Here is a 25,850-nt window from a genome sequence, read left to right as displayed (position 1 = left end):
CGATCTCGACGCCGCTTTCATTTCGGACCGTCATGCTGGCGGCCATGACAGCTTTCCCTGTCTTGCCGCGGCCCGCCCGCCGTCCGTCTCCGCCCGGCCCCACTCTGCTGCGCGAGGAGCGCGGCGCTGCCATCGTCGAAATGGCGCTGGTGCTGCCGCTGCTCCTCATGCTGCTGACGGGCATGCTGGTCTATGGCCAATATTTCATGCTCGCGCACAGCGTCCAGCAGGCGGCGAACGACGGTGCACGCGCCGCCATCGTCGGGCTCGATGCCGCCGATCGCAGCGCGGTGGCGACGCGCGCGGTTGCGCGGAGCCTGCAATCGGTGAGCGGCTCGCATAGCGTCGCGGTGTCCGAAACGAACGAAGCCATCACGGTTGCGGTCGCCTTTACCGCTCCGCCGGACAGCTTCCTGCGTTCGGCGCTGGTCCCGTCGCCGACCAATGTCATTCGGTCGCGCGCGACCTTTGAATTGCCGGTCGATTGACCGTGGCGCTGCTCCCGTTCCTTTGCGGCTTGGTCCGCGACCGCCGCGCGGGAATCAGCATCGCGACCGCCTTCGCGATGACGATGCTGATCGGTGCCGCGGCGCTCGCGGTCGATGTCGGCTCGCTTTACCTCGACCGGCGGAAACTGCAGGGCATCGCCGACGCGGCGGCAATGGCGGCAGCCGGGCGACCGGGCGAGGAGCGGGCGGCGGCCGAGCGGATCATTGCCGCCAATTGCGATTGCGGCATCCAGATCGCAGCGCTCACCACAGGCACCTATACGCCCGAACGGACCGTGGCGGCCGAGCAGCGTTTCGCGCCCGGAGGAGCGTCAGCGAACGCCGTGCAGATCAGCCTGACCCGCAACCGCCCGCTCTACTTCGGCCGTTTCCTGACCGGCAAGAGCGACACCGTCATCCGCGCCACGGCCACCGGCGCGCGGCGCGGCTACGCGGCCTTTTCGCTCGGGTCGCGCGTCGCTGCGGTGCACGGCGGCCTTCCCAACGCGTTGTTGTCGGGGTTGACCGGCAGCGAGCTCAGCCTGTCGCTGATGGATTATAACGCTCTCGCCAGCACCGACATCGACTTGCTCGCCTTTTCCGAGGCGCTCCGGACCGAGATCGATGCCGATGTGCTGACCTTTGGCCAGACGCTCGACAGCCATGTCACGCTGCCGCAGGTCGTATCAGCGCTGGCTAGCGCATCGGATGGCCAAGCCGCAGGGGTGCTCGAACATATCGCCGGACGCGCCTTGCCGCGCAGCCTGCTGCCGTCGCGCGCGATCGATCTGGGGCCGCGCTCGTCGAGCATCCGCGTCGACCCCGCCAACCCCGTCAAGGTCAATGCGCTCAGCCTGCTGCGCGCGATGTTGTTGCTGAGCAACGCCAATCGCCAGGTCGACCTTTCGGTCGCGAGTGCGCTGCCGGGCGGGTCCGGCATCGACATCGCGCTGCTCGTCGGCGAGCCGCCAGCCCATTCGCCTTTGATTGCGGTGACCGACACCAATCAGGTCGTCGTCCGCACCGCGCAGGTACGGCTGAAGATCGACACGAGGGTCCAGACCCTGCTTGCCAGCGTCCACGTCCCGGTGCTCGCCGAACTGGGCTCGGCATCGGCGCGGATTTCTGAGATCGATTGTGGTCCCGACAGCAGCGCGGCGGTGTCGCTCGCGGTGGTGACCTCGCCCGCCATGCTGGCGATCGGCACCGTCGACGCCGCCGATTTCCAGGATATGAAGCGCCCGCTCGATCCCGCTCCGGCGCGCGTGGTGAAACTGCCGCTGGCCAGCGTTGACGCCGAGGCCGAACTGGTGCTGTCCGACCTCGCCGAAAAGCCGGTCGCCTTTTCGCGCCGCGATATTGACGATGGGCAAGTCAAGACCGTGTCGAGCAGCGGCATCGTCGCGGGTGCCGCCCGATCGCTTGCTGACCGCATGGAACTTCGCGTCAATGTGCTGGGCATCGGGCTCAACCTCAACGCGCTGCGCTCCGCCGTCGCCGACGGCGTCGCGCTTGCCGCGCCCGTGGTCGATACCGTGATCGCCGACCTCACCGGACTGCTCGGCGTGCACGTCGGACAGGCCGACGCGCGGGTCAACGCGCTGCGTTGCGGGAAAGCGAAGCTGGTCTGATCCGCCAGACCGGCGCCGGATCGGACGCAATTCGCGGCCAAGCTTTGGGAAAACGCCCCAATATACTCGCGAAGCATCGACATTTCGGGAGGTCAGTGTGGCGACGGCGCAGGAACCGCAGCGAGTATCGGCAGCCGATTTCATTCGCGGCTTTGCCAATTGGCGCCTGCAATCGGCGCGCGAGCCTGTCGTCGTGACGCACCATGGCAAGGATGCCCATGTGCTGATCTCGCTCGACGATTATCGTCGGCTCGATAGCGAGGCGAACAATGTTGCAGGGACCGCAGACCGCCTGCAACAATCGCTGGCGGGGGTGGTCGAATCGATCCGCGACGGAGTGATCCTGATCGATCGGCAATGGCGGATCGTCGCCGCCAACCCGGCGGCCTGCGACATGCTGGAACGATCATGCGCGGAGATGATCGGCGTACCCCTGACGACCGCGGTGCCACGGATCGAGCGCAGCATGCTGACGCAGCATATCATCCGCCTGATCGACCATCGTGAGCGTTTTTCGGGCGAGTTGCCGGACATTTTGCGACCGCGCCAATGGCTGCGGATCGATCTTGTGCCGACCCCGACCGGCGGTGCGATGATCCTGCGCGACGTCAGCGGTGCCATCGACAATTTTGCCGCCACCGACGCACGCGCCGCCCTGTTGAGCGCGATCGAAGCGCAGGGCAGTATCGGTCACGCCCGCATATCGGTGCGCGGAGCGGTCGAGGCGGCGAACGACTCGCTACTCGTTATGCTCGGGGTCGATGCCACCGCGATCCGGCGGGTGCGTTTTTCGGCGTTGTTGGCGGTCGGTGATCGGTCAGGTTTTTCTGAGGGACTGGAGGCGCTGTTCCGATCGGGTCAGCCCGTCTGCATCGCGTCCCAAATGGTGACGCGCGACGGCGACGCCATCGACGTCGATCTGACGATCGCCGAAGTCCGTGGACCTTATGCCAGCGATGGTGCGGTTGTTCTGGTCACCCGACGCGCTGCCTAGAACCAGCTGCCGCGGTCGATTGTCTTGCTGCCAGCGGGCAGCGAGAAATATTGGCCGTCCTCGCCGACGATAATCGGCCCGTCGAACCGATCTTCGGCGCCGTCAAGGAACGCCGCATTCAGGTAGGGCGATGGCATCGACGGCACGACGTGGCTGAGCACCAGCATCTGGACCCCTGCGACGCGCGCGCTGTCGGCGGCTTGCGCCGGGCTGGCATGATAATCGAGGATGTCGCGCATGATCTGTGCAGTCTGGTTGCGGCCCGCCTTGTCGAGCTTTGCCGCGAGCGTCTTGACCATCGCGGGGTTCAGTGCCTCGTGAATCAGAAGGTCAGCGCCTTTGGAAGCCACTTCCAGCGTGCTTGATGGTGCCGTGTCGCCACTGACGACGAGGCTGCGTCCCTTATAGTCGAACCGATAGCCGACCGACGGCTGGACCGGGCGGTGATCGACGGCGAAAGCGGTGACGCGAAGGCCGCCCGCGTCGTAGATGACCGTCGGTGCCGCCGGGAGCGCAAAGGCGATCGCCGTCGCGCCGGCAGCCGCGGGAGGCGTGATCGCCTCGCCATGGTGCGCGGTGCGATAGCCATTATCGAGTGCGTAGGCGGCGTTGAACCCGGCAATAACCTGCTCGACACCCGACGGCCCATAAACGGGCAGAGGACTTTTGTTGCCGCTGGCGGTCCAGCGCAGCAGCATCATTGGCCCCATCCCGTCGATATGGTCCGAATGAAAATGGGTCAGGAACATCGCCTTGATACGGCCATTGGGCAGGCCCATCTGTGCAATATTGCGCGCCGCACCCTCTCCTGCATCGACGACGAACAACGCCTTGCCCGCGATCACGACGGTGCAGGACGCCGCACGCTCGCGGCTGGGGAGGGGGGAGCCGGTACCGCAGAGACCGACGTGCAATCCGTCTGGCAGATCCTTGAGCGTGTCGCGCGCCGCCGCGCGTTCGACCGCGCGCTCGAAGAGCCAAAGGCCGATCGGCCGCTGAAACAACCACGCCGACAGAAGCGCGATGCCAAGGATCGTCGCCACCCAGAGCGCTGTACGCTTGCCTTTTGTCATCTCCCATCCCCCAACTTTGTCCGCCCGTGACGAATGCACGCGCTGGACAAGCGGCGATGTTACGCCCAATCATTGGGCCAAGGAAAGTTGCAAGTAGCAACTTGCCGTTTACGTAAAGGTGAGCGCGCAGTATAAGCGCGCCATTACCCAATGGGAGATTCGTGATGGACATGGAATTCAGCCCCGAAGATCTCGCCTTCCAGCAGGAAGTGCGCGACTTCATCGCCGAAAATTACCCCGCCGAACTGCGTGAAAAGCAGGATGAGGGCGAGGAGATGTCCAAGGAGGATTTCCTTGTCTGGCACAAGATCCTGCACAAGAAGGGCTGGATCGCACCCGCATGGCCGGTCGAGTATGGCGGCACCGGCTGGACGCCGACGCAGCGTTTCATCTGGTCGGAAGAAACGGCGCGCGCCGACTGCATCCGCCTGATGCCCTTTGGCCTCGCGATGGTCGGACCCGTCATTTACACCTTCGGCACGCCCGAACAGAAGGCGCATTTCCTTCCCCGCATCCTGTCGGGTGAGGATTGGTGGTGCCAAGGCTATTCGGAGCCGGGTTCGGGCAGCGATCTTGCCTCGCTGCGCACGACGGCCGTCCGCGACGGCGACGACTATATCGTCAATGGGCAAAAGACCTGGACGACGCTCGCGCAGCACGCTGACTGGGGCTTCTTCCTGGTGCGTACCGACAAGGACGCCAAGCAGCAGGAGGGGATTTCCTTCCTCCTCATCGACATGAAGTCGCCCGGCATTACCGTGCGCCCGATCATCACCTTGGGCGGCGAGCATGAGGTCAACGAGGTGTGGCTGGAGGATGTCCGCGTCCCCGTCGCCAACCGCGTTTACGAAGAAAACAAAGGCTGGACCTGCGCCAAATTTCTGCTCGCGCATGAACGGACCGGCATTGCCGGGGTCGCGGCGTCGAAGCGCGGGATCGAAAAGGTCAAGGCCATCGCCCGCACCGAAGTCGATGGCGACAAGCCGCTGCTCGCCAATGCGTTCTTCAAGCGCAAGGTCGCCGAGCTGGAAGTCGATCTGGCGGCGCTCGAATTTACCGAGCTGCGCAGTCTCGCCGGCCCGAACGCCGGGCGTGGCCCGGGGCCGGAATCGAGCCTGCTCAAGATCAAGGGATCTGAAATCCAGCAGCGCTTGACTGAATTGTCGCTGGAGGCCGTCGGCCATTATGGCGCGCCCTATTTCCGCGGATTCGGCGAGGGCGATAACGAACATCCGATCGGCCCCGACTACGCCCACCGAGCCGCGCCGACCTATTTCAACATGCGCAAGACGACGATCTATGGCGGGTCGAACGAGATTCAGCGCAACATCATCGCAAAGATGGTGCTCGGGCTCTGACGCATGCGTCGCCCCCGCGCAGGCGGGGGCCGCAATCGGCCTGGCTCAGCGCCGCTGTATAAACCAATAGCGGCCCCCGCCTTCGCGGGGGCGACGGGGATGTAAAATGGATTTCACCTATACCGAAACGCAGGACATGATCCGCGACACGCTGTCGCGCTTCCTCAGCGACACCTATGATTTTGAAACGCGCCAGAAGTTCATCAATTCGGACAGCGGTCGCGATCCGGCGATCTGGACCGCCCTGGCGCAGGAACTCGGCATGCTGGGCGCAGCCTTTGACGAGGACCATGGCGGTCTTGGCGGCGGCGCGCTCGAAAATGCGATCGTGATGGAGGAATTGGGCAAGGTCATCGGGATCGAGCCCTACTTGCCCACCGTCGTCATCGCAGGCGGCGCACTGAAAGCCGTCGGCGGGGCGCAGTCTGACGCAATGATCCCCGAGATCATTGCCGGCAACGCGATCATCGCTTTCGCCTATGCCGAGCCTCAGGGCCGCTACGATCTTGCCAATCTGCGCACCACCGCGAAGAAGGACGGCGCGGGCTATGTGCTGAACGGGCACAAGGGTGTTGTTTACGCCGCACCATGGGCGACGCATCTGCTCGTTACCGCGCGTACCGGCGGCGGCCAGCGCGACCGCGAGGGCGTGTCGCTGTTCCTGATCGACGCCAATCTGCCCGGCATCGTCCGCCGCGACTATCCGACCGTCGATGGCAGCCGCGCGTCGGAAATCTATTTCGAAAATGTCGCAATCCCCGGCGACGCGCTGCTCGGCGGCGAAGGCACCGGCCTGCCGCTGGTCGAACAGATCGTCGATGAAGCGACCGTCGCGGTGTGCGCCGAAGCGACCGGCGTCATGCAGAAGCTACACGAAGGCACGCTGGAATATACCCAGCAGCGCAAGCAGTTCGGCATTCCGATCGCCAAATTCCAAGTGCTCCAGCACCGTATGGTCGACATGTTCATGGAAGTCGAACAGGCGCGTTCGATGACGATCATGGGCGTGCTGAAGCTCGGCCTGCCCGCGAACGAACGCATGGCGGCGGTTTCCGCCGCCAAGGCGAAGGTCGCGCGCGGCGCCAAATTTGTCGGCCAGAACGCGATCCAGACGCATGGCGGCATCGGCATCACGCAGGAATTGGCGATCGGCCATTATTTCAAGCGCGCTACGATGATCGAGGGCCAGTTCGGCAGCCATGATTATCACATGGATCGTTACGAACGGTTGGTACTGGCGGATTGATCTAGCGAACACCTCTCGGGCGGAGTGGGGCATCGACGACGGCAGTGGCAGTTATCGACCGATAGCTGCCGTTGATCCTCCCTGTCGCGCAGCGATGGGGAGGTGGCAGCGCGGAGCGCTGGCGGAGGGGCTTTGGCGCTACCGTCGCCGCCCCTCCACCATTCGCTTCGCGAACGGTCCCCCTCCCCATGGCTTCGCCACAGGGAGGATCTATAGCATCGTCATCCCGGCCTGCGCCGGGATGACGAATTGAGCGTAGCGGTTACCGATCGAAACAAGCCGTCGCCCCCGCGAAGGCGGGGGCCGCTGTCGGTTTACGCAGCGACGCAGGGATAGGCAGCTAGCGGCCCCCGCCTTCGCGGGGGCGACGGTCAGTCGGAACGTCCGCTCACCACCCCAAAGCCGACATTCGCTAATACGCTACATCCACCGCGATCCGCAGCGTCCTTGGCCGCAGCGGGGTCATGAAACCCTCATTACCCTCGACAAACGGCGTCCCCAGCGAAAAGCGATTGCCGCGCGAATCGAACAGGTTGGTCAGCGTCAGCGACAATCCGCGCCGTTCATTGCCGACGCGCATCGCCAGTCCGGTGTCGATATAATCGCCCTGGCTTTCGCCCAGAACCGGCCCGATCCCAAGCCGCGACGGTCCGACATAGTTGGCCCAGCCATTGACACGAAAATCCTCGTCGCCGACGACGGTCGCATAATTGACCGATCCGCGCACCGCGTGGCTCGCGACATTGGGAATGCGGCCCAGTCGGGCGGGCGCTGCGGCAAATACCGGCAGGATTTCCAGCGCCAGATCGTCGACGCGGCTGTGGTTATAGACTGCGCCGAGTTCAAAGGTCAGTGCCTCGGTCGGGCGCATCGCGAGCGCGCCCGAAACGCTGGTGATCCGGCCATCGCCGATGTTGGCGGTGGTCGGAAAGCCCGTGCTGTCGATGAAATCGGCCTGGATGTTGCGCCAACGACTGTGCGACACCGCAATGCTGGCATCGAACAGGGTTTGCCGCTTGTCGCCGAAGCGGACACCCGCCTCCCACGTCCGCACCTGATCGTTCAGGAAGCGCCGCACAAAATTGCCATCGACCGCGAGGCCGCCGGGCCGGAATCCTTCCTGATAGCGCGCATAGAGGCGCAGGTTATGCAGCGGCGTCGCGAGCAGGGAGAAGGAGGGCAGCAGGTCGGTTTCGCTTCGCGACGCGGTCGTCGCGCGGCCCGCCTGGGCGAGCGCGAACGAGACGCCTTCCGCCATCCCGCCCAGCCGCGCGTGCGACAGGCGGACGCCGCCCGCCGCGATCAGGTTCGGCGTCACTTCGACCGTCGCCTCGGCATAGCCCGTGACTTCGGTAATTTTGTTGGTGACGCCGGGGAGGACCGCGCGCAGCGCGCCATAGCGATATTCGCGGTTCTGCTGCGCGCGATTGTCGATGAAGCTCGCGCCGATCACCCAGCCCAACCCGTCATGATAGGGACGCGACAAGCGGTTTTCGCTGACGAACATTCGCGTCGCGTTGCGCTGGTCGAGCACGCGGGGCACCGTGCTGAGCGGGATGACCTGGATCGGTGCGAACAGGCGCTCGACATCGACCGCGCCGCTCGAGACGACCGATCCGGGCGGCGCTTCGGGCAGGCTGGCGTCGAAGCGTTCGAACAGGCGATGGTCGACAAAGGCGTTCGACGACTGGAAATGCAGGCCGTCCCAGTCTTTCATCACCACAATCGTACCGAGCCCGTAACGCGCCGAGGCATTCTGCTCGACCATCGAATTGCGCGTCAGCGGGTCGGCCGCCTTGTCGGCATATTGTGCATCGTTCGATTTGATCGACTGGTAAACGCCGCCCAGATCGACGGTCCAGTCATCGCCAGCGTCGAAGCGAAAGGCCGCGCGGCCGCCGCGCACATGGACGCGGTTGACGTCATTCTGTCCCCGTAGCGGGTTATCGATATAGCCGCCGTCGGTCAGCATATAGCCGACGAGACGGAGCGCATGGCCATTGTCACCGACGGGGAGGTTGGCGATCGCGGCGATGTCGCCACCGGGGTCGCCATGCTGGGTGACCGAGACGCCCGCGATCGCCTGCACCGACATCGCGCGCGGATCGGGCGATTTGGGGACGACGCGGATGATGCCGCCGAGCGATCCGGCACCATAGAGCGTGCCCTGCGGTCCTTCGAGGATTTCGACATTGTCGACGTCATAAAGACGCAGGTCGGGATCGGGGGCATTATAGCTGAGCCGGATGTCGCCCAGATATTGCCCGACGGTCGATTGCGTCGGGCCGGTGAAGCTGGAATCGGCGATGCCGCGAATGAACAGCTTGTTGCGCCCCGAACCCAGATGGGTCGAGGACACCGTCGCGGTGCGCGACAGGATCGATTCCATCCCGCGTTCGCCGCCAAACGCCAAATCGCCGCCACTCAATTGGGTGACGACGCCGGCAAAATGCGAATAGGGCAGGTCGGTTTTCGACGCGGTGACGATGATCTCGTCCTGCGCCGTGGCGACCATATCCTGCGAAGGCGCGCGCGCGCGCGGCTGCGGCGTCTGCTGCGGCGGCGGGGCGGGGCGGTGGGCAACACGCGGCGCAAGCGGACGGCGTTCGATACGCCAGCTCGTGGCCGAGACACGGATTGCGCGGGCGTCGGAACCGCTCAACAGCCGCTGGATCGCTTGCTCGACGCTCATCCGACCGCGCACCCGTTTGACCCGCGCTTTCCACAGTTTCGCGTCAACGACGCTGATGCTCACCCCGGCCTGCCGACTGATCACCGGCAAGGCAGTCGACAGGCTCCCTCTCGGCACGTCGAACGTGCGTTCCTCCGCCGCCAAGGCCTGCGCAGGCAGGGCCAGCAGCGTCGCAGCGGCGACAAGGGCGAGGCGCGGGTGCATGGTCAGCGGGTCAATATCCAGCCGTCGCCCTGTCGCTGCACCTTTGTTCCCGACAAGGCGGCAAGATCGGCAATCGTACGACCGCGGTTCTTGTCAATGATCAGCGCGCCGCGGAACGACAGGTCGGCGGCCGCAGGTGCGATCCGAACATCCATTCCTGCGGTTCGCTTCAGATCTTCGGCGACCACCGCCAGCGGTGCCCCATTGTAAACCAGCAGCCCGCTGCGCCAGCCGCCGATACTGGCCACATCGACGTCCTGCACAACCGGCGCCTTTCGATCGCCATCGCGGACCTCGATCGCCTTGCCCGCGACCAGGCGAACCTCGTCGCGGTCGGGGTTGTAAAGAACGATACCCTCCGAAACGGCGACCGACGTCTGGCGCTCGCGCCGAACGACGTTGAACGCGGTTCCCAGATCGACGATGCGGTTGCCGCCCGTTTCGACGACAAAGGGATCGTTATCGCGGTGGACGACGTGGAACATCGCCTCACCGCTTTCCAGACGAGCAAAGCGCGGGCGATCCTTGTCGATTTCGATCACCGACCCGCCGTTGATCTCGATCCGCGATCCATCGGCAAGCTCGATCGTGCGCTGTTCGCCTGCCGCGGTTTCGATCCGATCGGCGCTAGCGAAGGGATTGAGGGTCGATAGCGCGATAACCGCGACCAAGGCTGCCGCCATGGCGCCGCCAAACCAGCCACGACGTGACGCACGGCGCGGCGTGGTAGGCACGGTCGCTGCCATGGGCTTTGCCGCCGGAGGCAGCGCGCCAAGATCCTGATCGAGGCTCGCGACGGTATCGTAGATGGCGGCATGGTCGGGGTCCTCGCCGAGCCAGTCGGTAAAGCCGTCCCAATCGTCGAACGCCGGGTCGCGCTGGCGGATCAGCCAGTCGATGGCGCGCGCTTCAATGCTGTCGATATCAGGACGCATCGAACTGTCTCCGTAACGCGGCAAGCGTCGCATACACCTTACGCAAATCGGCTTCGACTGTGCTCAGGCTGACCCCCATTTCACTGGCAATATCGCGTTGATTGGCGCCGTCGACGCGGAACCGGCGAAAGATGCGGGCGGCGCGTTCGCCGCTACCCGCAATCGCCGCCTCGACCAGCCCAAGCTGCTCGCGCGAGATCAGTGCGATCTCTGCCGACGGGGCGTGGGTGGCCGCCGTCTCCCCCCAGGCTTGATCGCGCAGCGCGCTCTGCCGCGCTGAACGATACCGGTCGAGCATCAGATTGTTGGCGGCGCGCATGACATAGGGCAGGGGGTCGGCGACCGGCCCCATGGGACGATCGGTCAGTCGCATCCACAAATCCTGGAACAGATCCTCGGCCGCATCCCCCGCGCCGCGCGCCAGCAAGAAACGGACGATCCGATCGCGGTTGGCGAGCAATACGCCTTCGATGCCTTGCGCAGCATCGGTTCGGTCGTTCGAACTGGTCATCGATTGCTTGCTCTGGAACGCCATCTTTTGCCGGTCGGCGCCGCCCCGGCGCGCGCCATAGCTTCCCCTGATGCCGCCGTCATATAGCGGCCAAGTCCCACCGCGCAACCGCGGTGCCGGACGAGAGGGAAGGGGTTGTGCAAACATCGGCGTCTTGTTTCATTTCTGTCTAAGCAAGGGGGAGGCGGGGGTAGGGAGGTGCCTCCCCCTTGCACGCGGGGCCGGCCGGGGGGCTAGAGGCCGACCCGCAGACTCGCACGGAACGCCCAGCCGATATGGCTTTGCTGTTCCTCCGCGGACACTTCACCGGCGACCTGAAAGGCCGAGTTGCCGGCGATGCCACGGAGACGGCCGACCCAGCCGCTCGTGCGATCATCAGGGATAAGGGTGAACGGCGTGCCATCCTTGAACGACGCGGTCGTCGCGCCGAGCGTGCCGCCGACGATCTGGCGACGGCCGCCTTCGATTTCGAAGCGCGTCCAGCCGTCATATTGGTCAAGGCCGCCGAAATCCATGCCGAGCGCCACGGTGCCCGACACCGCCAGTTCATCGCTGTCACGCCCCAGCACCTTCAGGTCGAGCGCGTCGCCGCCGCCGGTTTCCTGATAGCCCTTTTCGGTAAGTTTGAAGTAATCGACCGCGACCATCGGGCGGATCGTGATCCCCCCGGCGCGGGCGTCATAGGCGAGCGAGCCCGACGCCGACCACAGGGTTCCGTCCCATTTCCCCTTCATCGTCTTCTCGATGTCGTCAGCGCCCGCCTCGGCGCTGAAGATGCGGGTGCCCTTCATCTTGATCGGCGCGCCCGAGACGCGGGCGTTGGCCATGAAGCCCTTCGACCGCAGGCGCCAATGCAGGGCGCCCTCGAACTGGCTGGTGCTGACCTCGTTCGCATTGCTGCCGTTGCTGTCCTTGCCGCTGAGAAAAGCGACCGAACCACCGAAGTTGCCGATGTCGCTCTTGATCTCGGCGCCGAGCCCGATGCCCCAGCCGCTGACGTCATAGCTCGCGGTATCGCCGACGCTTTTCGACGTACCCCAGACGGCCTGGTTCACCCAATAACCCCATTTGTCCTCGTCCTGGAACGGCGCGTTGGGGTCTTGCAAATGCCGCGACAGCGCGCGCGAGCCAGAGGTGACGGTTTCGAATACGCCGCCCTCATGCTCGGGAAGCATCTGGCCCAGCTGGCTACGGAACTGATCGCCGCTGGTGATCCCCAGGAACACGTCCTCGATCTTCTGGTCGGCGACCACCGCGTCAAGCACCGCGTCGAACGCGCCGGCTTCCGACCGATTGAGCCCGAGTTCGGATGTGCTCTTGCGCGACACATCGACGATCAGCTGCGTCGCATTCGACGTCAACGTGCCTTTGTAGAGGAACGGCAGCAGCGTCTGCGACGCAGTGAGGTTGTTCGCGCCGGTCAGCGTACCGGCGGTCAGGACGACGTGCCGACCTTCGGCCTGTTCGATGCTCGACAGACGCAGCGCCAGCTTGGATTCGGCGCCAAAGCTTGCGTTGCCCGTGACCTGCAACGCGGTGCCGGTGCTGCCGGTGTCGAGCAGGACGCCCAGCGTTCCCTTGTCGGTAACCGCCAGCGATGCAATCCGCGCTGCGCCCGTGACGTCAAAGGTGCCGCCCCCGACCGTGACGGCGAGTCCCTGCGCATTGGCCAGCGAGCCAGAGAAGATCGACGTACCGCCGATGCTGAGCGTATCGGTGCCACCACCGAAATCAACGGCTCCTGTGAACTTCGACGTGCCGACCAGCGTCATGCTGTCGTTCCCGGCGCCAAAGCGCGCGTTGCCAGTGTAGATCGCGTCACCCGACAGCGCGAGGCGGTTGTTGCCGCCGCCAAAGAAGCTGTTCCCCTTCACCGATCCGTCGGCGATGTCGAATACGTCGTTGCCGCCGCCGAAGCGAACGTCGCCGACGATGCTGGGGGCGGTGACGCCCGACGCAACCGCGGTCTGCTTCACGGTTGCGCCTACGGCGTTGGCCGACAGGTCGATCGCGATATTGCGGTCCGATGTGGCTAGCGCGCCTGTGGCGCTGATCGTGCCGCTGTTTTCGACCGTGGCGACGGTACCCGACAGGTCGACGATTGCCCGCGCTGTGCCATTGTCGCCGCCGGTCTTGGCCGCGATCAAGCTGCTGTTGCGGATCAACGCGACGTTGCCGCCCGCTTCGACCAGCACCGCGGTCGCGACCGAACCCGCGACATTGCCTGCGGTCGTCGCCTCGATCTTGCCCGCGTTGCGCAGTTCGGGGGTCGTCGCACCGCTGCCAATCCGGATCGCGGTCGCCGCGACATCTTTCGACAGCGCTGCGACACTGCCGGTCGCGCCGATACCGATCCCGCCTGCGATGGTCACGGCGCCGCCAAGGCCGCCGATCTGCATCCCGTTGCCGTCCTTGCCCGCATAAAGACCGTTGCCGATCACGCCGCCATCGATGATCAGGCCAAAGCCGGTGCCGGTTCCCGCGACCGGGCCGATCGTCACGCTTTGCGTTGCCGACCCGATACGCACCGCCGCCGCCGAACCGAAGGAGCGCACCGCGGCGCTGCCTTCCTTGTCGTCGGGGATGCCGTCCTTGTCCTCGTCATTGTCGGTCGTGCTCGTATCCTTGGGCGGGACGGCGAGAATTATGCCGCCGGTCACATTCCCTTCGACCGACAGCGCCGGACCGCCGATCAGCAGGTCGTCGGCGTCCAGCTTCGACGGGTCGGCGGGCGGCGTCGTGAAGCGGTAACCGGTCGCGGTCAGATTGCCCTGAACGACGAGCGCGCCCGTGATGTTCCCCGCAACGCGCGCGGCCGTCGCATCGAGACCGGTCGCGGTGATCGTCCCGGCTAACCGGACGTTGCCGGTCACATCCTGCAAGCCGACGCCAAGCGCGCGGTCGCCCAGCACAGAGATCGTGCCGTCGTTCGTGAAATTGCCCGTCAGCGGCCCGCCGAGGCGAATGCCTGCCGAATCATTGCCTTCGATCGTGATCGCGCCGCTGTTGACGATATTCCCGGTAAAGTCGCCTAGCGTCGCAATGCCGACGCGGTTGCTGCCCAGCGCAAAAGCGCCATCGATGTCGCCATCATTGTCGATGTCGGTCGGCGCATAGGGTTCGTCGAGGATGATCTTGCCCGTCGCGGCATTGGTGATCGCGCCGACCGTCCCCGCATTGGCGACGATTCCGCGCGCGCCGTTGACGTTGCTGATCTCGATCGTGCCTTCGTTGATCACCTTGTGATTGCTGTCGATGGTGACCGCAGCGCCGCCCGCGGGTTTTACCGAACCTGTCGAGGTAACCTTGATATCGTCGGGCGCGCCCGATTTGATCGTCGACGTCCGCACCGGCGCCGTGGTCGCCGTGGTGATCGTCGTTTCCGCTTGGGCCGCGGTCGAAAGCAGGGCGGCCAGACAGGTGGTGGCCAGCAAGGTATTGCGCATCGGGTTCCTCTTGTGATCGGAGCCGGGATGTCATCCCGGCGACAACCACAAGACGGAGCGAATGCGGCACAGCCTTGAACAAAAATCGCGCGCTTCAAAGCCGCCCGGACATCGGGTTTACCATAGGCAACCCGCCTGATATGGCCGACCACGCTACGGGGGGCAAAAACATAAGGTCGCCGTGGCATTTCGCCGCGACCGTTTCGGACGTCGGGCCTGGGGTAGCGTCCACTCTGCACCGGGCATCGCGGTAATTTGCCAAACGCTGCATGCTGTTTGTGCATGCCGTGGCGGACAGGGTGGGATTCGAACCCACGGTGAGCTTGCACCCACGGCGGTTTTCAAGACCGCTGCCTTAAACCACTCGGCCACCTGTCCGCTTGGCCGCCGCCATAGCGCGCGGATGCGCTGCGGCAAGAAAAACCTTGTCGGCTCGGCCCGCCGCGCGAATGACTCGGCTCGTCCCGCCCTTGCCTAGCCAAGCCGCTCGCATCTGTGCGAGACACGCCCTATGGGTGGGAGCATCATGCACGCTATCAGTTTAAAAATCGGACGCCTTTTCGCTGTCACCACTGCCATTCTGTCGGCATGGCTGCTCACCGCATCGGCGCCGCTGCACGCGCAGAGCGGCGACAGCGGCTTCGATGCCTATGTCCAGTCGCTGTGGCCCAAGGCGCAGGCGCGCGGCGTGTCGCGGCAGGTGTTCGACCGGGTTACCGCCGGTCTGCGCTACAATCCGCGTGTGGTCGCGCTCGACCGCGACAATCTGGGTAGCCCGCCGACCAACGACACCCCGATCCCGAATTTCGCGCCCTACAAGGCCAAACATGTCGATGCCGCGCGGATCGGCGGTGGACGCCGCGTCCACGACCGCCTGCTGCCCTTGTTGTCGCGGATCGAAGCGCGCACCGGGGTACCGACCAGCATCATGATCGCGATTTACGGCCATGAAACCGCTTACGGCCAGGTAACCGGCAGCTTCGACCTGCCCGAAGCACTGGCGACACTGGCCTATGAAGGGCGCCGCCGTAGCCTGTTCGAACCCGAATTCCTCGCGACGCTGGAGATGGTCCAGCGCGGGGTGCCGCGCGAAGTCTTGAAGGGCAGCTGGGCGGGCGCCTTCGGCTATCCGCAGTTCCTGCCGTCGGTCTATCTGGCAGTCGCTGAAGATGGCGACGGCGACGGCCGCGCCAACATCTGGTCGAGCGAGGCCGATGCGATTGAATCGATCGGTGCTTACCTACGCCGCGCGGGCTGGCGCGCCGGACAGCCTTGGGGCGTCGCCGTAACGGTACCCAGCGGCTTTGACCGCAATCGTTTTGCCAGCCGCCTGACACCCACCCGCTGCCCACGCGTCTTTGCCCGCCACAGCCGCTGGCGTTCGATGGCCGAATGGCGCGCCGATGGGATCCAGCCGATCGGTGGGCGCTGGCCCGATGGACAGGTTCAGGCGGTTCTGCTCGAACCCGATGGGCCCGGACGGACCGCATATTTGCTGACCGGTAACTATCGTGCGATATTGGACTATAATTGTTCCAATTTTTACGCACTATCAGTGGGGTTGCTGGCGGATGAAATCGATCGGTAGAAAAGCGGCGCTAATGGCCGGGGCGATGCTGCTGCTCGGCGGCTGCGGCAGTTTTGGCGGCGAGCGCGACGGCGGTCCAACCGCCAGCCCGACACCGGCCCAATCCGCCGGCGGCGTGAGCGATACGCCGGTCAAGATCGGCGATCCCTATACGATCGCGGGCACCACCTACACTCCCGCGGATATCGCCGATTATGACGATGTCGGTTACGCAAGCTGGTATGGCGACGAACTCGCTGGACGGCCGACCGCCAATGGCGAGACGTTCGATCCCGCCGGGATCAGCGCCGCGCACAAGACGTTGCCGTTGCCGAGCTATGTCGAAGTGACCGCGCTCGACACCGGACGCACGATCCTGGTGCGTGTCAACGATCGCGGGCCGATGGTCGGCGACCGGCTGATCGACCTGTCGCGCGGCGCCGCCGAACAGCTGGGGCTAACCGGCGGTGTATCCGCGGTCCGGGTCCGCCGTACCAACCCGCCCGCCGCCGAGCGGGCGCAACTGCGCACGGGCCGTGCGGTTCCAGAGCGGATCGCGACCCCCGACTCATTGCTGTCGATCCTGCGCACCAAGCTCAAAGCCATGCCGGTGCCGAAAGCGTCGGCTGCCGCGCCGCCCGTCGAAGCGCAGCCCGCGGCGCCCATTGCATCGGGAACAGCGAAGCCCGGCGATGACCGGCTTGCGGTTGAAAAACCAAAGCCTGCGGCCAAACCGGCAACACCCGCCAAGCCCGTTCCCGCGGTGTCTGGAAAATTCGTCGTCCAGGTTGGCGCTTTCAGCAGCGAAAGCCGCGCCGATGCCGCCGCAAAGTCGGTGGGCGGGACGGTCAGCAAGGCCGGCAACCTCTGGCGCGTTCGGATCGGCCCCTTTGCGAGCGACGCCGAAGCGCGCACCGCGCTCGGCACGGCGAAGGCGAAAGGCTTCCGCGACGCGGTGGTCCAGCGCGATCGCTGACGGGCGCCGCGTGCGAAAGACCACAAAGCAAAGCGTCGCGATTTTCGCAGCCATTCTGCTGGCGTCGGCAACGTCAGCGGTGGCAGCCGACGGGTCGCAACCCAAAAGCGCAGCGGCAACACGCCCCGCCTACACCACGCAGGCGCCGATCGTGATGCTCAAGGATCTCGATTCAGGCGAAATATTGTTTTCACGCGGTGCGGAAAAACGCTTCGCGCCCGCGTCGATGGCGAAAGTCATGACAGCCTATGTCGTGCTCGACCTGATCAAAAAGGGCGAACTGACGCGCGACAAGCAGTTTACGGTCAGCGAAGCGACCTGGAAGAAATGGCGGGGCAGCAACGGCGGATCGACGATGTTCCTTCGCCCGGGCGAAAAAGTCTCCGTCGACGACCTGCTCAAAGGCCTGATCACCGTATCGGGCAACGACGCTGCCGCCGCACTGGCCGTCGGTATCGATGGAAGTGAGGAAGCTTTCGTAAAAAGAATGAACGCCGTAGCGGCAAAGATTGGCATGGCGTCGAGTAATTTCGGAACGCCGAATGGCTGGCCCGACGGCGGAGTGACCAAGGTCAGCGCCGCCGATCTCATCACGCTTGCCGACCGGCTGATCCGCGATCATCCTGCGGGCTACAACCGCTATTTTTCACTTCCCCGGCTCCAGCACGGTATTTCGCCCGAAGGCAAACCGATCATCCAGGCCAACCGCAATCCCATCCTCGGGCGCGTTCTGGGCGCCGACGGATTGAAGACCGGCCACACCTCGGAAGCCGGCTATTGCCTGCTGGGATCGGCCAAGCGCGATGGTCGGCGCCTGATCATGGTCGTTGCCGGCCTGCCGAGCGACAAAGCGCGCCGCGACGAAGCCGAGCGGCTGATGACTTGGGGTTTCGCCAAATCGATGGCCACCAACGAAGGCGGCAAGGGCAAAAAGATCGCGAGCGGCGGCGCGCGCGCCGCGCCGTGATGACAAACGCCGTGCTGGCGGCTACCGCGGTGCAATGCACGCGCGCCTCCCATTCGATCCTCGTCGGCTTTCAGCATGACACCCGGGCGCTTTATCACGCTTGAAGGCGGCGAGGGGGTCGGCAAATCGACGCAAATCGCCGCACTGGCCGAGGCGATTAGGGCGCGCGGCCTCGACGTCGTGGCAACGCGCGAGCCCGGCGGCAGCGCAGGTGCCGAAGCGATCCGGTCGCTGTTGATGGAAGGCAGCGACGACCGCTGGGATGCGCGCAGCGAAGCCTTGCTGTTCGCCGCCGCGCGCGCCGACCATGTCGCGCGGACCATCCGTCCGGCACTGGCCCGCGGCGCGTGGGTGCTGTGCGATCGTTTCGTCGATTCGAGCCGAGCTTATCAGGGCGGCGGCGGCGGCCTGACCGACGCCGACATATTGGCGCTGCACGGTGTCGGATCCGAAGGGCTGATGCCCGATCGCACCTTTCTGCTCACCGTCAGCCCCGCCGAGGCCGCGCGCCGCCTGACGGCCCGTGGTGGCAGCGACCGCATGGGCAGCAAGCCCGCCGAATATCAGGCGCGCCTGGCCGAGCGCTTCGTCGAAATGGCTGGGGCGGAGCCCGAGCGCTGGCGGATCGTCGATGCCGATGCCCCCGCCGAACGGGTCACCGCGGCGATCCTCACGGGGCTGACCGAATGGCTATGATCGGTCATCAGGACGCCGAGGCGGCCTTTCTCGAAGGCTGGCAGGGCGGCAGGCTGCATCACGCCTGGCTCCTCGCCGGGCCGCAGGGAATGGGGAAGGGGGCTTTTGCCGCCCGCGTCGCTCGCTTCCTGGTCACCCATGGCGCCGGCGGCGACGGGCAGGCATTTGGGGTCGATGATCCGGGGGACAGCGCCGCGGGGCGACTTGTCGAGGCGGGGAATCATCCCGAGATCCTGCACCTGACGCGCCAGCCGAAGGATAAGAGCAAGGAACTGGCGCGCAACATCACGATCGATCAGGTGCGGACCATGATCCGCCGCTTGCATCTGTCGCTGTCGCTGGGCGACTGGCGCGTGATCATCGTCGACGCGATCGACGATCTGGAAATCGACGCCGCCAATGCGCTGCTCAAGACGCTGGAGGAACCGCCGGCAAAAACGCTGTTCCTGCTCGTCAGCCACTCACCGGGACGTTTATTGCCGACGATCCGGTCGCGGTGCAGAACGCTGCGTTTTCAACCCGTTGACCGTGACGTCATGACCGCATGGCTGCATGATTTGCGCCCGATGCTCGATGTCGCCGAGGTGCGCGCGATCGTCGCCGCATCGGGCGGCGTGCCGGGCAAGGCGCTGGCACTGATCGACAGCGATGTCGCCGCCATGGAGAAAAAACTGCTCGCGATCGCCGCGACCGGCGACCCCGAAAACCGGCTGCGCGAGGCGCTGGCGCGCGAGGTCGGCGGCACGAGCAATCGCCCTCGGCTCGAACTGGTGATCGACATCGTCCCCGGGCTGCTCGCGCGGCTGGCGCGCGAACGGTCAGTAGCCGAGATCGCTCCCATCTTGGCGCAATGGGACCGCATCCAACGCACGGTTCGCGACGCGATCCGCGGCTCCTATGACGGCACGATGGTCGGGTTTGAAATCGGCAACTGCCTTGCCGAACTGGCGCCGCGTTCGACGCAACCGGCACGCTGACGCTTTCCCTCGCGCGCGCCAGCGGCTAAGGCGCGGCCATGTCCGAAAACAGCGCCCCTTTCTACATCACCACCGCGATCAGCTACCCCAATGGTCGTCCGCATATCGGCCACGCCTATGAAGCGATTGCCACCGACGTGATGGCGCGGTTCCAGCGCGCCCAGGGCCGCGACGTGCGGCTGATCACCGGCACCGACGAACATGGCCTGAAAATGTTCCAGACGGCGCGTGACCAGGGTCGTGAAACGATCGACCTGGCTGATGAAATGTCATCTTATTTCCGTGAGATGTATGCCAAGCTGAATATCAGCTATGACAATTTCATGCGCACGTCGGACCCAGCGCATCATGCCGCATCGCAAGCGATCTGGCGCGCAATGGAGGCCAATGGCGATCTTTATCTCGACCGCTATGAGGGCTGGTATTCGGTTCGCGACGAAGCTTTCTACGACGAAAGCGAGCTGGTCGACGGGGAAGGGGATGCCCGCCTGTCGCCGCAAGGCACCCCCGTTGAGTGGACCGTCGAGGAAAGCTGGTTCTTCCGCCTGTCGAACTATCAGGACAAATTGCTCACGCTCTACAACGACCAGCCCGATTTCATCCGCCCCGATAGCCGCCGCAACGAGGTGATGCGCTTCGTCGAAGGCGGCCTCAAGGATCTCAGCGTCTCGCGCACCAGCTTCGACTGGGGCGTTCCGGTTCCGGGATCGCCGGGGCATGTGATGTATGTGTGGGTTGACGCGCTCACCACTTATCTTTCGGGGCTGGGCTATCCAGATCTGGATGGCGATTTCGGCAAATTCTGGCCCGCCAATATCCATATGATTGGCAAGGATATCGTGCGTTTTCATGCCGTTTACTGGCCGGCTTTCCTGATGAGTGCCGGTCTGCCGCTCCCCAAACAGGTGTTCGGCCATGGCTTCCTGCTGAACCGCGGTGAAAAGATGTCCAAGTCTCTGGGCAATGTCGTCGATCCCATGGCGCTCGCCGACACCTTCGGGGTCGATCCGCTGCGCTATTATCTGCTGCGCGAAGTCAGCTTTGGCCAGGACGGTACCTATTCGGCGGAAGCGATCGTGTGGACCGCCAATGCCGATCTCGCCAACAGCTTCGGCAATCTGGCACAGCGCAGCCTGTCGATGATTTTCAAGAACTTGGATGGCGCTCTGACCGCGAACTATGCGTCGCACGAGGATGATCGCGCACTGTTTTCAATCGTAAACGATACTTGCCGCAACTTGCTGCCGCGCGAATTCGAACAGCTAGCCTTCTCGGTCGGGATTGAGGAGTGGTTGCGTGCCGTGTTCGCGTGCAACCAATATGTCGACACCCAAGCCCCCTGGGCGCTGCGCAAAACTGACCCTGACCGTATGCGCGCCGTGCTGATGACCTTGTTCCAAGTCGTTCGCACCCTCGCGATAGCAATCCGCCCGGTGGTACCTACCGCGGCCGACATGCTACTTGATCAGATGGGCATTGCCGAAGATGCGCGCAATTTTGCGGCGTTGAACGACGGCGATTGGTTCGTAAAGCTTACTGAAAGCGGCTTTTCGCTCGGACAGCCGACCCCCCTCTTCCCGCGCCTCGACGTGCCGGAAGGGGAAGGGGAGGCGTGATGCTCGTCGATTCGCATTGCCACCTCAATTACAAGGGGCTCGCCGAACAGCAGGGAGATGTGCTCGACCGCGCCCGCGCCCGCGGCGTGACGGCGATGCTCAACATCGCAACGCGCGAGAGCGAATGGGACGATGTCCTGGCGGCGGCAGAAGCCAATCCTGACGTGTGGGCCAGTGTCGGCATCCACCCGCACGACGCCGACCGTCATCCCGATGTCGATACCGCCAAGCTGATCGAGCGTGCGGCGCACCCGCGCGTGGTTGGCATCGGCGAGACCGGCCTCGACTATTATTACGACAAGAGCGACCGCGTCCGGCAGCAGGACAGTTTCCGCCGCCACATCCACGCGTCGCAGGCAACGGGGCTGCCGATCATCGTCCATACCCGTGACGCCGAAGCGGACACGCTGGCGCTGCTGGGCGAAGAGATGGGCAGGGCGGCGTTTACCGGCGTGATCCATTGCTTCACCGCGAGTGACGATTTCGCGCGCAGGGCGCTCGAACTGGGATTGATTATTTCGATCTCTGGCATCGTGACGTTCAAGAATGCCGCCGATCTGCAGGCGACCGCCAAATGGCTGCCGCAGGACCGGCTGCTGATCGAAACCGACTCCCCTTTCCTCGCCCCCGTCCCGCACCGCGGCAAGACAGGCGAACCAGCGTTTGTCGCCGATACGCTGGCGTTTCTGGCAACGCTGCGGGGCGAGGACCAAGAAACGCTGGCCGCGGCAACCAGCGCCAATTTTTACAAGCTTTTCAAAAAGGCGGCGCCGTGACGTCAAGCGCGCTATGAAGGTTCGCATCCTGGGCTGCGGAACGTCGTCGGGCGTACCGCGGATCGGCAATGACTGGGGGCAATGCGACCCCGACAATCCGCGTAACCTGCGCAGCCGCGCATCGATCCTGATCTCGCTCGGCGGTTTTCGCTTGCTGGTCGACAGCAGCCCCGACATGCGGCTCCAGCTGCTCGATGCCAAGGTCGGCGTGATCGACGGCATCATCTGGACGCATGAGCATGCCGACCATTGCCATGGTCTCGACGACCTGCGCCAGATCATGCACCTGCGCGGGTCGCAGGTGCCCGCCTATGCGCGCGGCCATGTGCTCGACACGCTCAAATGGCGCTTCACATACGCCTTTGCGGGAAATGCCGGCTATCCGGCCTTGGTCGATCCGATCGATCTGCTGGATCACCAGTCGATCGGTCCCATCGAGGTTTCGGCGATCGAAATGCCGCACGGGCCGATCAAGGCGAGCGGACTGGTCTTTAGCGATGGTGTCCACAAGATTGGATATGCCACTGATTTTTCAAAATTTACCGACGAAATGGTCGACTTTTTCCAGGGTGTCGATCTGTTCGTGATCGATGCGCTGCGCCGCTATCCACACCCGACGCATCCGCATCTGGCGATGACGCTCGCGGCGCTTGAGAAATGCGGCAATCCACGCGCGATCATCACCCACATGGACAACACGATGGATTATGACGATCTGGCGGCCGAATTGCCACCGGGTGTCGAGCCGGGATATGACGGGCTGGAGGTGCAGCTATGAGTGGTGACACAGGCGTCCAGCTGATCTGGTTCGTCGGGGCATTCGCGCTGGTGATCAGCTCGCTGGTCGCGCGGCGCTTGCCAATGACCGACTGGGTCAAAATGGCGCTGGCGTGGGTCGCGATTTTCGCTTTGGTCTTTCTGGTCATTCGGACGTGGCAACTCGTCACATGATCCGCGACGAATAGGTTGCCTGACGGTTGATGAGAAAGCTGCCTGATTCCAACGGCAGGGGGCTTTCTGGCCTCACCACATCAATGTGTATTTAACATAATATATATTATCGGATAAATATATGCCCGACGCGTCGCTCCAATACCCCATCGATCGGCTGCTGGCTGTGATGGCCAAATTACGTGACCCCGATGGTGGATGCGAATGGGATCTTGCGCAGAGTTTCGCGACGATCGCACCCTACACGATCGAAGAAGCCTATGAAGTCGCCGATGCCATCGCTGGCGGTGATCCTGCGGCGATTTGCGACGAGCTTGGCGACCTGTTGCTCCAGGTCGTGTTCCATAGCCAGATTGCCGCCGACGCAGGCCTGTTCGACTTCAACGACGTCGCGACCGCGATCAGCGACAAGATGGAACGCCGCCATCCGCATATCTTCGGTGACGGCAAGACGGATGACGTCCGCCAGCAGTGGGAACAAATCAAGGCCGACGAGCGCGCCGCCGACGGCCCGAAAGGCGCACTGTCGGGCGTGGCGCTGTCGCTTCCGGCACTCCTGCGCGCCCAAAAGCTCCAGTCGCGCGCCGCCCGCGTCGGTTTCGACTGGCCCGATGCCGAAGGACCGCGCGCCAAGATTGCCGAAGAATTGGAAGAGGTCGCGACCGCCTCCGACGATGCCGCGCGCCACGAGGAGGTCGGCGACCTGCTGTTCGCCGTCGTCAATTATGCAAGCCATCTGGGCGTCGATGCTGAAACCGCGCTGCGCGATGCCAACGCGAAATTCGCGCGCCGCTTTGCCGCCATGGAAGATCGCGCCGGCGGCAGCCTGGCCGGGCTGTCGCTCGACGTGCAGGAAGCCCATTGGCAGGCGGTCAAGGCGTCGGAGCGTCGTCCGTAGGCCAAAGCCGCGCAAATCTCGCGCCATCGGCGGGATCAAGCCGCACGGTCAGCACATGGCCTTCCCCCTGCGGCTCGTCCGCGAGCACTTCACCGCGCGCGTAAAGCCATGCCGCAGCTTCGCCGTCCTGATAGCTCAGGTAAATCCGCTGGATCTTGTGGAGCGCGGTCAGCTGCGACGCCATCAGCGCGCGCGCGTCTTCGACACCCTCGCCCGTTACGGCCGAGATGACCGCGACGTCAGAACGACGGGCCGCCATCTCCTCGATCGCGGCGCGGCTGTCGTCGTCTGCGGTGTCGATCTTGTTCCAGATTTCGATCTGGGGGATCGGCGGTGGCGCATCGCCCTCCCCGTCGTCCTGCGGCCCGTTGACGCCCAGTGAGCCCAGGATCGCGCTGACATCGTCATATTGCGCTTCGCTGTCGGGGTGGACGATATCGCGGACGTGCACGATCAGGTCGGCGGTCGTGACCTCTTCGAGCGTCGCGCGGAAGGCCGCGACCAGTTCGGTCGGCAAGTCCGACACAAACCCCACCGTGTCCGACAGGATCGCTTTGTCGATCCCGGGCAGCCGGATTTCGCGCATCGTGGGGTCGAGGGTCGCGAACAACATGTCTTCCGCCATGACGTCACTTCCCGTCAAGCGATTGAAAAATGTCGATTTACCGGCGTTGGTATAGCCAACCAGCGCGACCACCGGCCATGGTGCACGCTGACGCTTGGATCGCTGGAGCTGGCGCGTGCGCCGCGCATCGTCGAGCGACCGGCGGATGCGGGCCATGCGGTTGCGGATCATCCGGCGGTCGGCTTCGATCTGCGTTTCGCCGGGGCCGCCAAGGAAGCCGAAGCCGCCGCGCTGGCGTTCGAGATGGGTCCAGCTGCGCACCAGCCGCCCCGCCTGATAATCGAGATGCGCCAGTTCGACCTGCAACCGCCCCTCCGCAGTTGCGGCGCGTTCGCCAAAGATTTCGAGGATCAGCCCGGTCCGGTCGATCACCTTGGTGCCAAAGGCCGTTTCCAGATTGCGCTGCTGGATCGGGCTAAGCGCGGCGTCGACCACGACCAGTTGGACGCCGTATTTCTCGATGTCGGGCGTAATCGCTTCGATCTGCCCGACGCCGAGCAAGGTCGCTGCGCGCGTCTGGCGCAGGCGCAAACTGTGGACGGCAACGACGTCGAGCCCGATCGCGAGCGCAAGTCCCCGCGCCTCCTCGGCGCGCGCGTCGAGATCGCGCGCTAGCCGCTGGCTATGCCATTCGGGCACGACCAACAGCGCGGCCGCGCCGCGGGTCACCTCTTCCGGACTGTCGATAATCGAGGCGATCAGGCGTCGTCCGCTTCGCCGTCACCCTCGCCGCTATCGGTCAGGTTGATCGGGCCGTTCGGCTGCACCGTCGAAATCGCGTGCTTGTACACGAGCTGCACCTGGCGCTCGCGCTCGAGCAGCATGCAGAACAGGTCGAATGCGACGATATCCCCCTGCAGCATCACGCCATTGACCAGGAACATGGTCACCGATTCGTCGGATTTGCGCACCGCATTCAGGAATACGTCCTGCAAAGCCTTGCCTTTACTGGCCGGCGCCTCGCGCAGATTGCCGCCGAGCAAAGACAAGTCGAAGTCGTGCGACGGCATCACCGTCGAGATCGCATGCTTATAGACGAGCTGGGACTGACCATCGCGGCGCAGCAGCAACGAGAAATTGTCAAACCAGGTGATGATGCCCTGAAGCTTCACCCCCTTGACGAGGAACATCGTTACCGGGGTTTTGCTCTTACGCAGCGCGTTTAGGAAAATATCCTGGAGATTCTGGTTCTTATCGGACACATTTGCCTCCTGTTTTTGGCG

General features: G+C 64.5%; 21 protein-coding genes, 1 tRNA gene and 1 pseudogene. 15 read left to right on the top strand and 8 right to left on the bottom strand.

The genetic code is table 11. From position 1 onward, the window contains the following. Positions 1 to 44 precede the first annotated feature (44 nt). The 3 genes from FFS18_RS09565 (at position 45) to FFS18_RS09555 (ending at position 3,113) form a co-directional block, all read left to right on the top strand. Positions 45 to 488 (top strand): TadE/TadG family type IV pilus assembly protein, encoded by a 444-nt coding sequence (locus FFS18_RS09565; RefSeq protein ID WP_137870619.1) that lies wholly within the window; start codon positions 45 to 47, stop codon positions 486 to 488. Positions 489 to 490: 2 nt separating this feature from the next. Next, positions 491 to 2,119 (top strand): TadG family pilus assembly protein, encoded by a 1,629-nt coding sequence (locus FFS18_RS09560; RefSeq protein ID WP_137870618.1) that lies wholly within the window; start codon positions 491 to 493, stop codon positions 2,117 to 2,119. 97 nt (positions 2,120 to 2,216) lie between these two features. Then, positions 2,217 to 3,113: a PAS domain-containing protein gene (locus FFS18_RS09555; RefSeq protein WP_137870617.1), complete on the top strand. Its 897-nt coding sequence runs from the start codon at positions 2,217 to 2,219 to the stop codon at positions 3,111 to 3,113. Here the strand turns inward: FFS18_RS09555 and FFS18_RS09550 are convergent. Then, positions 3,110 to 4,186 carry an MBL fold metallo-hydrolase gene (locus FFS18_RS09550; protein WP_137870616.1) on the bottom strand — a complete coding sequence of 359 codons (1,077 nt, stop codon included), beginning with the start codon at positions 4,184 to 4,186 and terminating at the stop codon, positions 3,110 to 3,112. The genes FFS18_RS09555 and FFS18_RS09550 overlap by 4 nt on opposite strands. Before the next feature lie 164 nt (positions 4,187 to 4,350). Between FFS18_RS09550 and FFS18_RS09545 the strand changes: the two genes are divergently transcribed. Then, positions 4,351 to 5,544 (top strand): acyl-CoA dehydrogenase family protein, encoded by a 1,194-nt coding sequence (locus FFS18_RS09545; RefSeq protein ID WP_137870615.1) that lies wholly within the window; start codon positions 4,351 to 4,353, stop codon positions 5,542 to 5,544. A 106-nt stretch (positions 5,545 to 5,650) separates the two neighbouring features. Continuing rightward, positions 5,651 to 6,790 (top strand): acyl-CoA dehydrogenase family protein, encoded by a 1,140-nt coding sequence (locus tag FFS18_RS09540; protein WP_137870614.1) that lies wholly within the window; start codon positions 5,651 to 5,653, stop codon positions 6,788 to 6,790. 412 nt (positions 6,791 to 7,202) lie between these two features. Here the strand turns inward: FFS18_RS09540 and FFS18_RS09535 are convergent, their stop codons facing one another. The 5 genes from FFS18_RS09535 to FFS18_RS09515 form a co-directional block, all read right to left on the bottom strand. Beyond that, complete coding sequence (locus FFS18_RS09535; protein WP_137870613.1) at positions 7,203 to 9,686, bottom strand: TonB-dependent receptor; 2,484 nt, start codon at positions 9,684 to 9,686, stop codon at positions 7,203 to 7,205. Between the two features lie 2 nt (positions 9,687 to 9,688). Further along, positions 9,689 to 10,621: a FecR family protein gene (locus FFS18_RS09530; RefSeq protein WP_137870612.1), complete on the bottom strand. Its 933-nt coding sequence runs from the start codon at positions 10,619 to 10,621 to the stop codon at positions 9,689 to 9,691. Then, the gene (locus FFS18_RS09525) at positions 10,611 to 11,240 is read right to left on the bottom strand and encodes an RNA polymerase sigma factor (RefSeq protein WP_349304046.1); all 630 of its coding nucleotides are present in this window, start codon (positions 11,238 to 11,240) and stop codon (positions 10,611 to 10,613) included. Before FFS18_RS09525 ends, FFS18_RS09530 begins: the two co-directional genes overlap by 11 nt. A gap of 125 nt (positions 11,241 to 11,365) precedes the next feature. After that, positions 11,366 to 14,578, bottom strand: coding sequence for an autotransporter outer membrane beta-barrel domain-containing protein (locus FFS18_RS09520; RefSeq protein ID WP_137870611.1), 3,213 nt, complete (start codon positions 14,576 to 14,578; stop codon positions 11,366 to 11,368). 288 nt (positions 14,579 to 14,866) lie between these two features. Then, positions 14,867 to 14,956 (bottom strand) — tRNA-Ser (locus FFS18_RS09515). Between the two features lie 148 nt (positions 14,957 to 15,104). Between FFS18_RS09515 and FFS18_RS09510 the strand changes: the two genes are divergently transcribed. The 10 genes from FFS18_RS09510 (at position 15,105) to mazG (ending at position 24,002) form a co-directional block, all read left to right on the top strand. Further along, positions 15,105 to 16,166, top strand: coding sequence for a lytic murein transglycosylase (locus FFS18_RS09510; RefSeq protein WP_502704171.1), 1,062 nt, complete (start codon positions 15,105 to 15,107; stop codon positions 16,164 to 16,166). A 13-nt stretch (positions 16,167 to 16,179) separates the two neighbouring features. Further along, complete coding sequence (locus FFS18_RS09505; protein WP_249340357.1) at positions 16,180 to 17,121, top strand: septal ring lytic transglycosylase RlpA family protein; 942 nt, start codon at positions 16,180 to 16,182, stop codon at positions 17,119 to 17,121. Positions 17,122 to 17,131: 10 nt separating this feature from the next. Continuing rightward, a complete protein-coding gene (locus tag FFS18_RS09500) occupies positions 17,132 to 18,088 on the top strand; it encodes a D-alanyl-D-alanine carboxypeptidase family protein (protein WP_137870608.1) in 957 nt (318 codons plus the stop codon). Between the two features lie 75 nt (positions 18,089 to 18,163). Then, complete coding sequence (gene tmk, locus FFS18_RS09495; protein WP_137870607.1) at positions 18,164 to 18,784, top strand: dTMP kinase; 621 nt, start codon at positions 18,164 to 18,166, stop codon at positions 18,782 to 18,784. Then, a complete protein-coding gene (locus FFS18_RS09490; RefSeq protein WP_137870606.1) occupies positions 18,775 to 19,761 on the top strand; it encodes a DNA polymerase III subunit delta' in 987 nt (328 codons plus the stop codon). The genes tmk and FFS18_RS09490 overlap by 10 nt, the downstream gene beginning before the upstream one ends. Before the next feature lie 38 nt (positions 19,762 to 19,799). Then, positions 19,800 to 21,377, top strand: a complete 1,578-nt coding sequence (metG, locus tag FFS18_RS09485) for a methionine--tRNA ligase (RefSeq protein WP_137870605.1) — start codon at positions 19,800 to 19,802, stop codon at positions 21,375 to 21,377. After that, a complete protein-coding gene (locus FFS18_RS09480; RefSeq protein WP_137870604.1) occupies positions 21,377 to 22,153 on the top strand; it encodes a TatD family hydrolase in 777 nt (258 codons plus the stop codon). Before metG ends, FFS18_RS09480 begins: the two co-directional genes overlap by 1 nt. 13 nt (positions 22,154 to 22,166) lie before the next feature. Next, positions 22,167 to 22,931 (top strand): MBL fold metallo-hydrolase, encoded by a 765-nt coding sequence (locus FFS18_RS09475; RefSeq protein WP_120216177.1) that lies wholly within the window; start codon positions 22,167 to 22,169, stop codon positions 22,929 to 22,931. Further along, complete coding sequence (locus FFS18_RS17440; RefSeq protein ID WP_168452868.1) at positions 22,928 to 23,104, top strand: hypothetical protein; 177 nt, start codon at positions 22,928 to 22,930, stop codon at positions 23,102 to 23,104. Before FFS18_RS09475 ends, FFS18_RS17440 begins: the two co-directional genes overlap by 4 nt. A gap of 169 nt (positions 23,105 to 23,273) precedes the next feature. Further along, positions 23,274 to 24,002, top strand: a complete 729-nt coding sequence (mazG, locus tag FFS18_RS09470; RefSeq protein WP_249340356.1) for a nucleoside triphosphate pyrophosphohydrolase — start codon at positions 23,274 to 23,276, stop codon at positions 24,000 to 24,002. Here mazG and hflX read toward each other — a convergent pair. Together hflX and hfq are read right to left on the bottom strand one after the other, a co-directional pair. Then, positions 23,977 to 25,317 (bottom strand): GTPase HflX, encoded by a 1,341-nt coding sequence (gene hflX / locus FFS18_RS09465; RefSeq protein WP_137870602.1) that lies wholly within the window; start codon positions 25,315 to 25,317, stop codon positions 23,977 to 23,979. The two genes, mazG and hflX, sit on opposite strands and share 26 nt — an antisense overlap. Positions 25,318 to 25,325: 8 nt before the next feature. Next, a pseudogene (gene hfq, locus FFS18_RS09460) lies at positions 25,326 to 25,847 on the bottom strand (RNA chaperone Hfq); the annotation flags it as partial. Positions 25,848 to 25,850 lie beyond the last annotated feature (3 nt).

Origin of the sequence: Sphingopyxis sp. 2PD (genome assembly GCF_005503695.1) — a bacterium.
Lineage (GTDB): Bacteria > Pseudomonadota > Alphaproteobacteria > Sphingomonadales > Sphingomonadaceae > Sphingopyxis.
The sequence above is the reverse complement of the archived record's forward strand: the minus strand, read 5'-3'. Positions and strand labels throughout refer to the sequence as shown.

What these genes read in the sequence shown, in the direction of transcription:
- FFS18_RS09475 (WP_120216177.1), top strand. Translation starts at nt 22,167, where the DNA reads ATGAAGGTTCGCATCCTGGGCTGCGGAACGTCGTCGGGCGTACCGCGG.
- FFS18_RS17440 (WP_168452868.1), top strand. Translation starts at nt 22,928, where the DNA reads ATGAGTGGTGACACAGGCGTCCAGCTGATCTGGTTCGTCGGGGCATTC.
- FFS18_RS09530 (WP_137870612.1), bottom strand. Translation starts at nt 10,621, where the DNA reads ATGCGTCCTGATATCGACAGCATTGAAGCGCGCGCCATCGACTGGCTG.
- FFS18_RS09565 (WP_137870619.1), top strand. Translation starts at nt 45, where the DNA reads ATGACAGCTTTCCCTGTCTTGCCGCGGCCCGCCCGCCGTCCGTCTCCG.
- FFS18_RS09535 (WP_137870613.1), bottom strand. Translation starts at nt 9,686, where the DNA reads ATGCACCCGCGCCTCGCCCTTGTCGCCGCTGCGACGCTGCTGGCCCTG.
- FFS18_RS09510 (WP_502704171.1), top strand. Translation starts at nt 15,105, where the DNA reads ATGCACGCTATCAGTTTAAAAATCGGACGCCTTTTCGCTGTCACCACT.
- FFS18_RS09490 (WP_137870606.1), top strand. Translation starts at nt 18,775, where the DNA reads ATGGCTATGATCGGTCATCAGGACGCCGAGGCGGCCTTTCTCGAAGGC.
- FFS18_RS09545 (WP_137870615.1), top strand. Translation starts at nt 4,351, where the DNA reads ATGGACATGGAATTCAGCCCCGAAGATCTCGCCTTCCAGCAGGAAGTG.
- metG (WP_137870605.1), top strand. Translation starts at nt 19,800, where the DNA reads ATGTCCGAAAACAGCGCCCCTTTCTACATCACCACCGCGATCAGCTAC.
- FFS18_RS09505 (WP_249340357.1), top strand. Translation starts at nt 16,180, where the DNA reads ATGGCCGGGGCGATGCTGCTGCTCGGCGGCTGCGGCAGTTTTGGCGGC.
- FFS18_RS09540 (WP_137870614.1), top strand. Translation starts at nt 5,651, where the DNA reads ATGGATTTCACCTATACCGAAACGCAGGACATGATCCGCGACACGCTG.
- FFS18_RS09480 (WP_137870604.1), top strand. Translation starts at nt 21,377, where the DNA reads ATGCTCGTCGATTCGCATTGCCACCTCAATTACAAGGGGCTCGCCGAA.
- FFS18_RS09550 (WP_137870616.1), bottom strand. Translation starts at nt 4,186, where the DNA reads ATGACAAAAGGCAAGCGTACAGCGCTCTGGGTGGCGACGATCCTTGGC.
- FFS18_RS09520 (WP_137870611.1), bottom strand. Translation starts at nt 14,578, where the DNA reads ATGCGCAATACCTTGCTGGCCACCACCTGTCTGGCCGCCCTGCTTTCG.
- tmk (WP_137870607.1), top strand. Translation starts at nt 18,164, where the DNA reads ATGACACCCGGGCGCTTTATCACGCTTGAAGGCGGCGAGGGGGTCGGC.
- mazG (WP_249340356.1), top strand. Translation starts at nt 23,274, where the DNA reads ATGGCCAAATTACGTGACCCCGATGGTGGATGCGAATGGGATCTTGCG.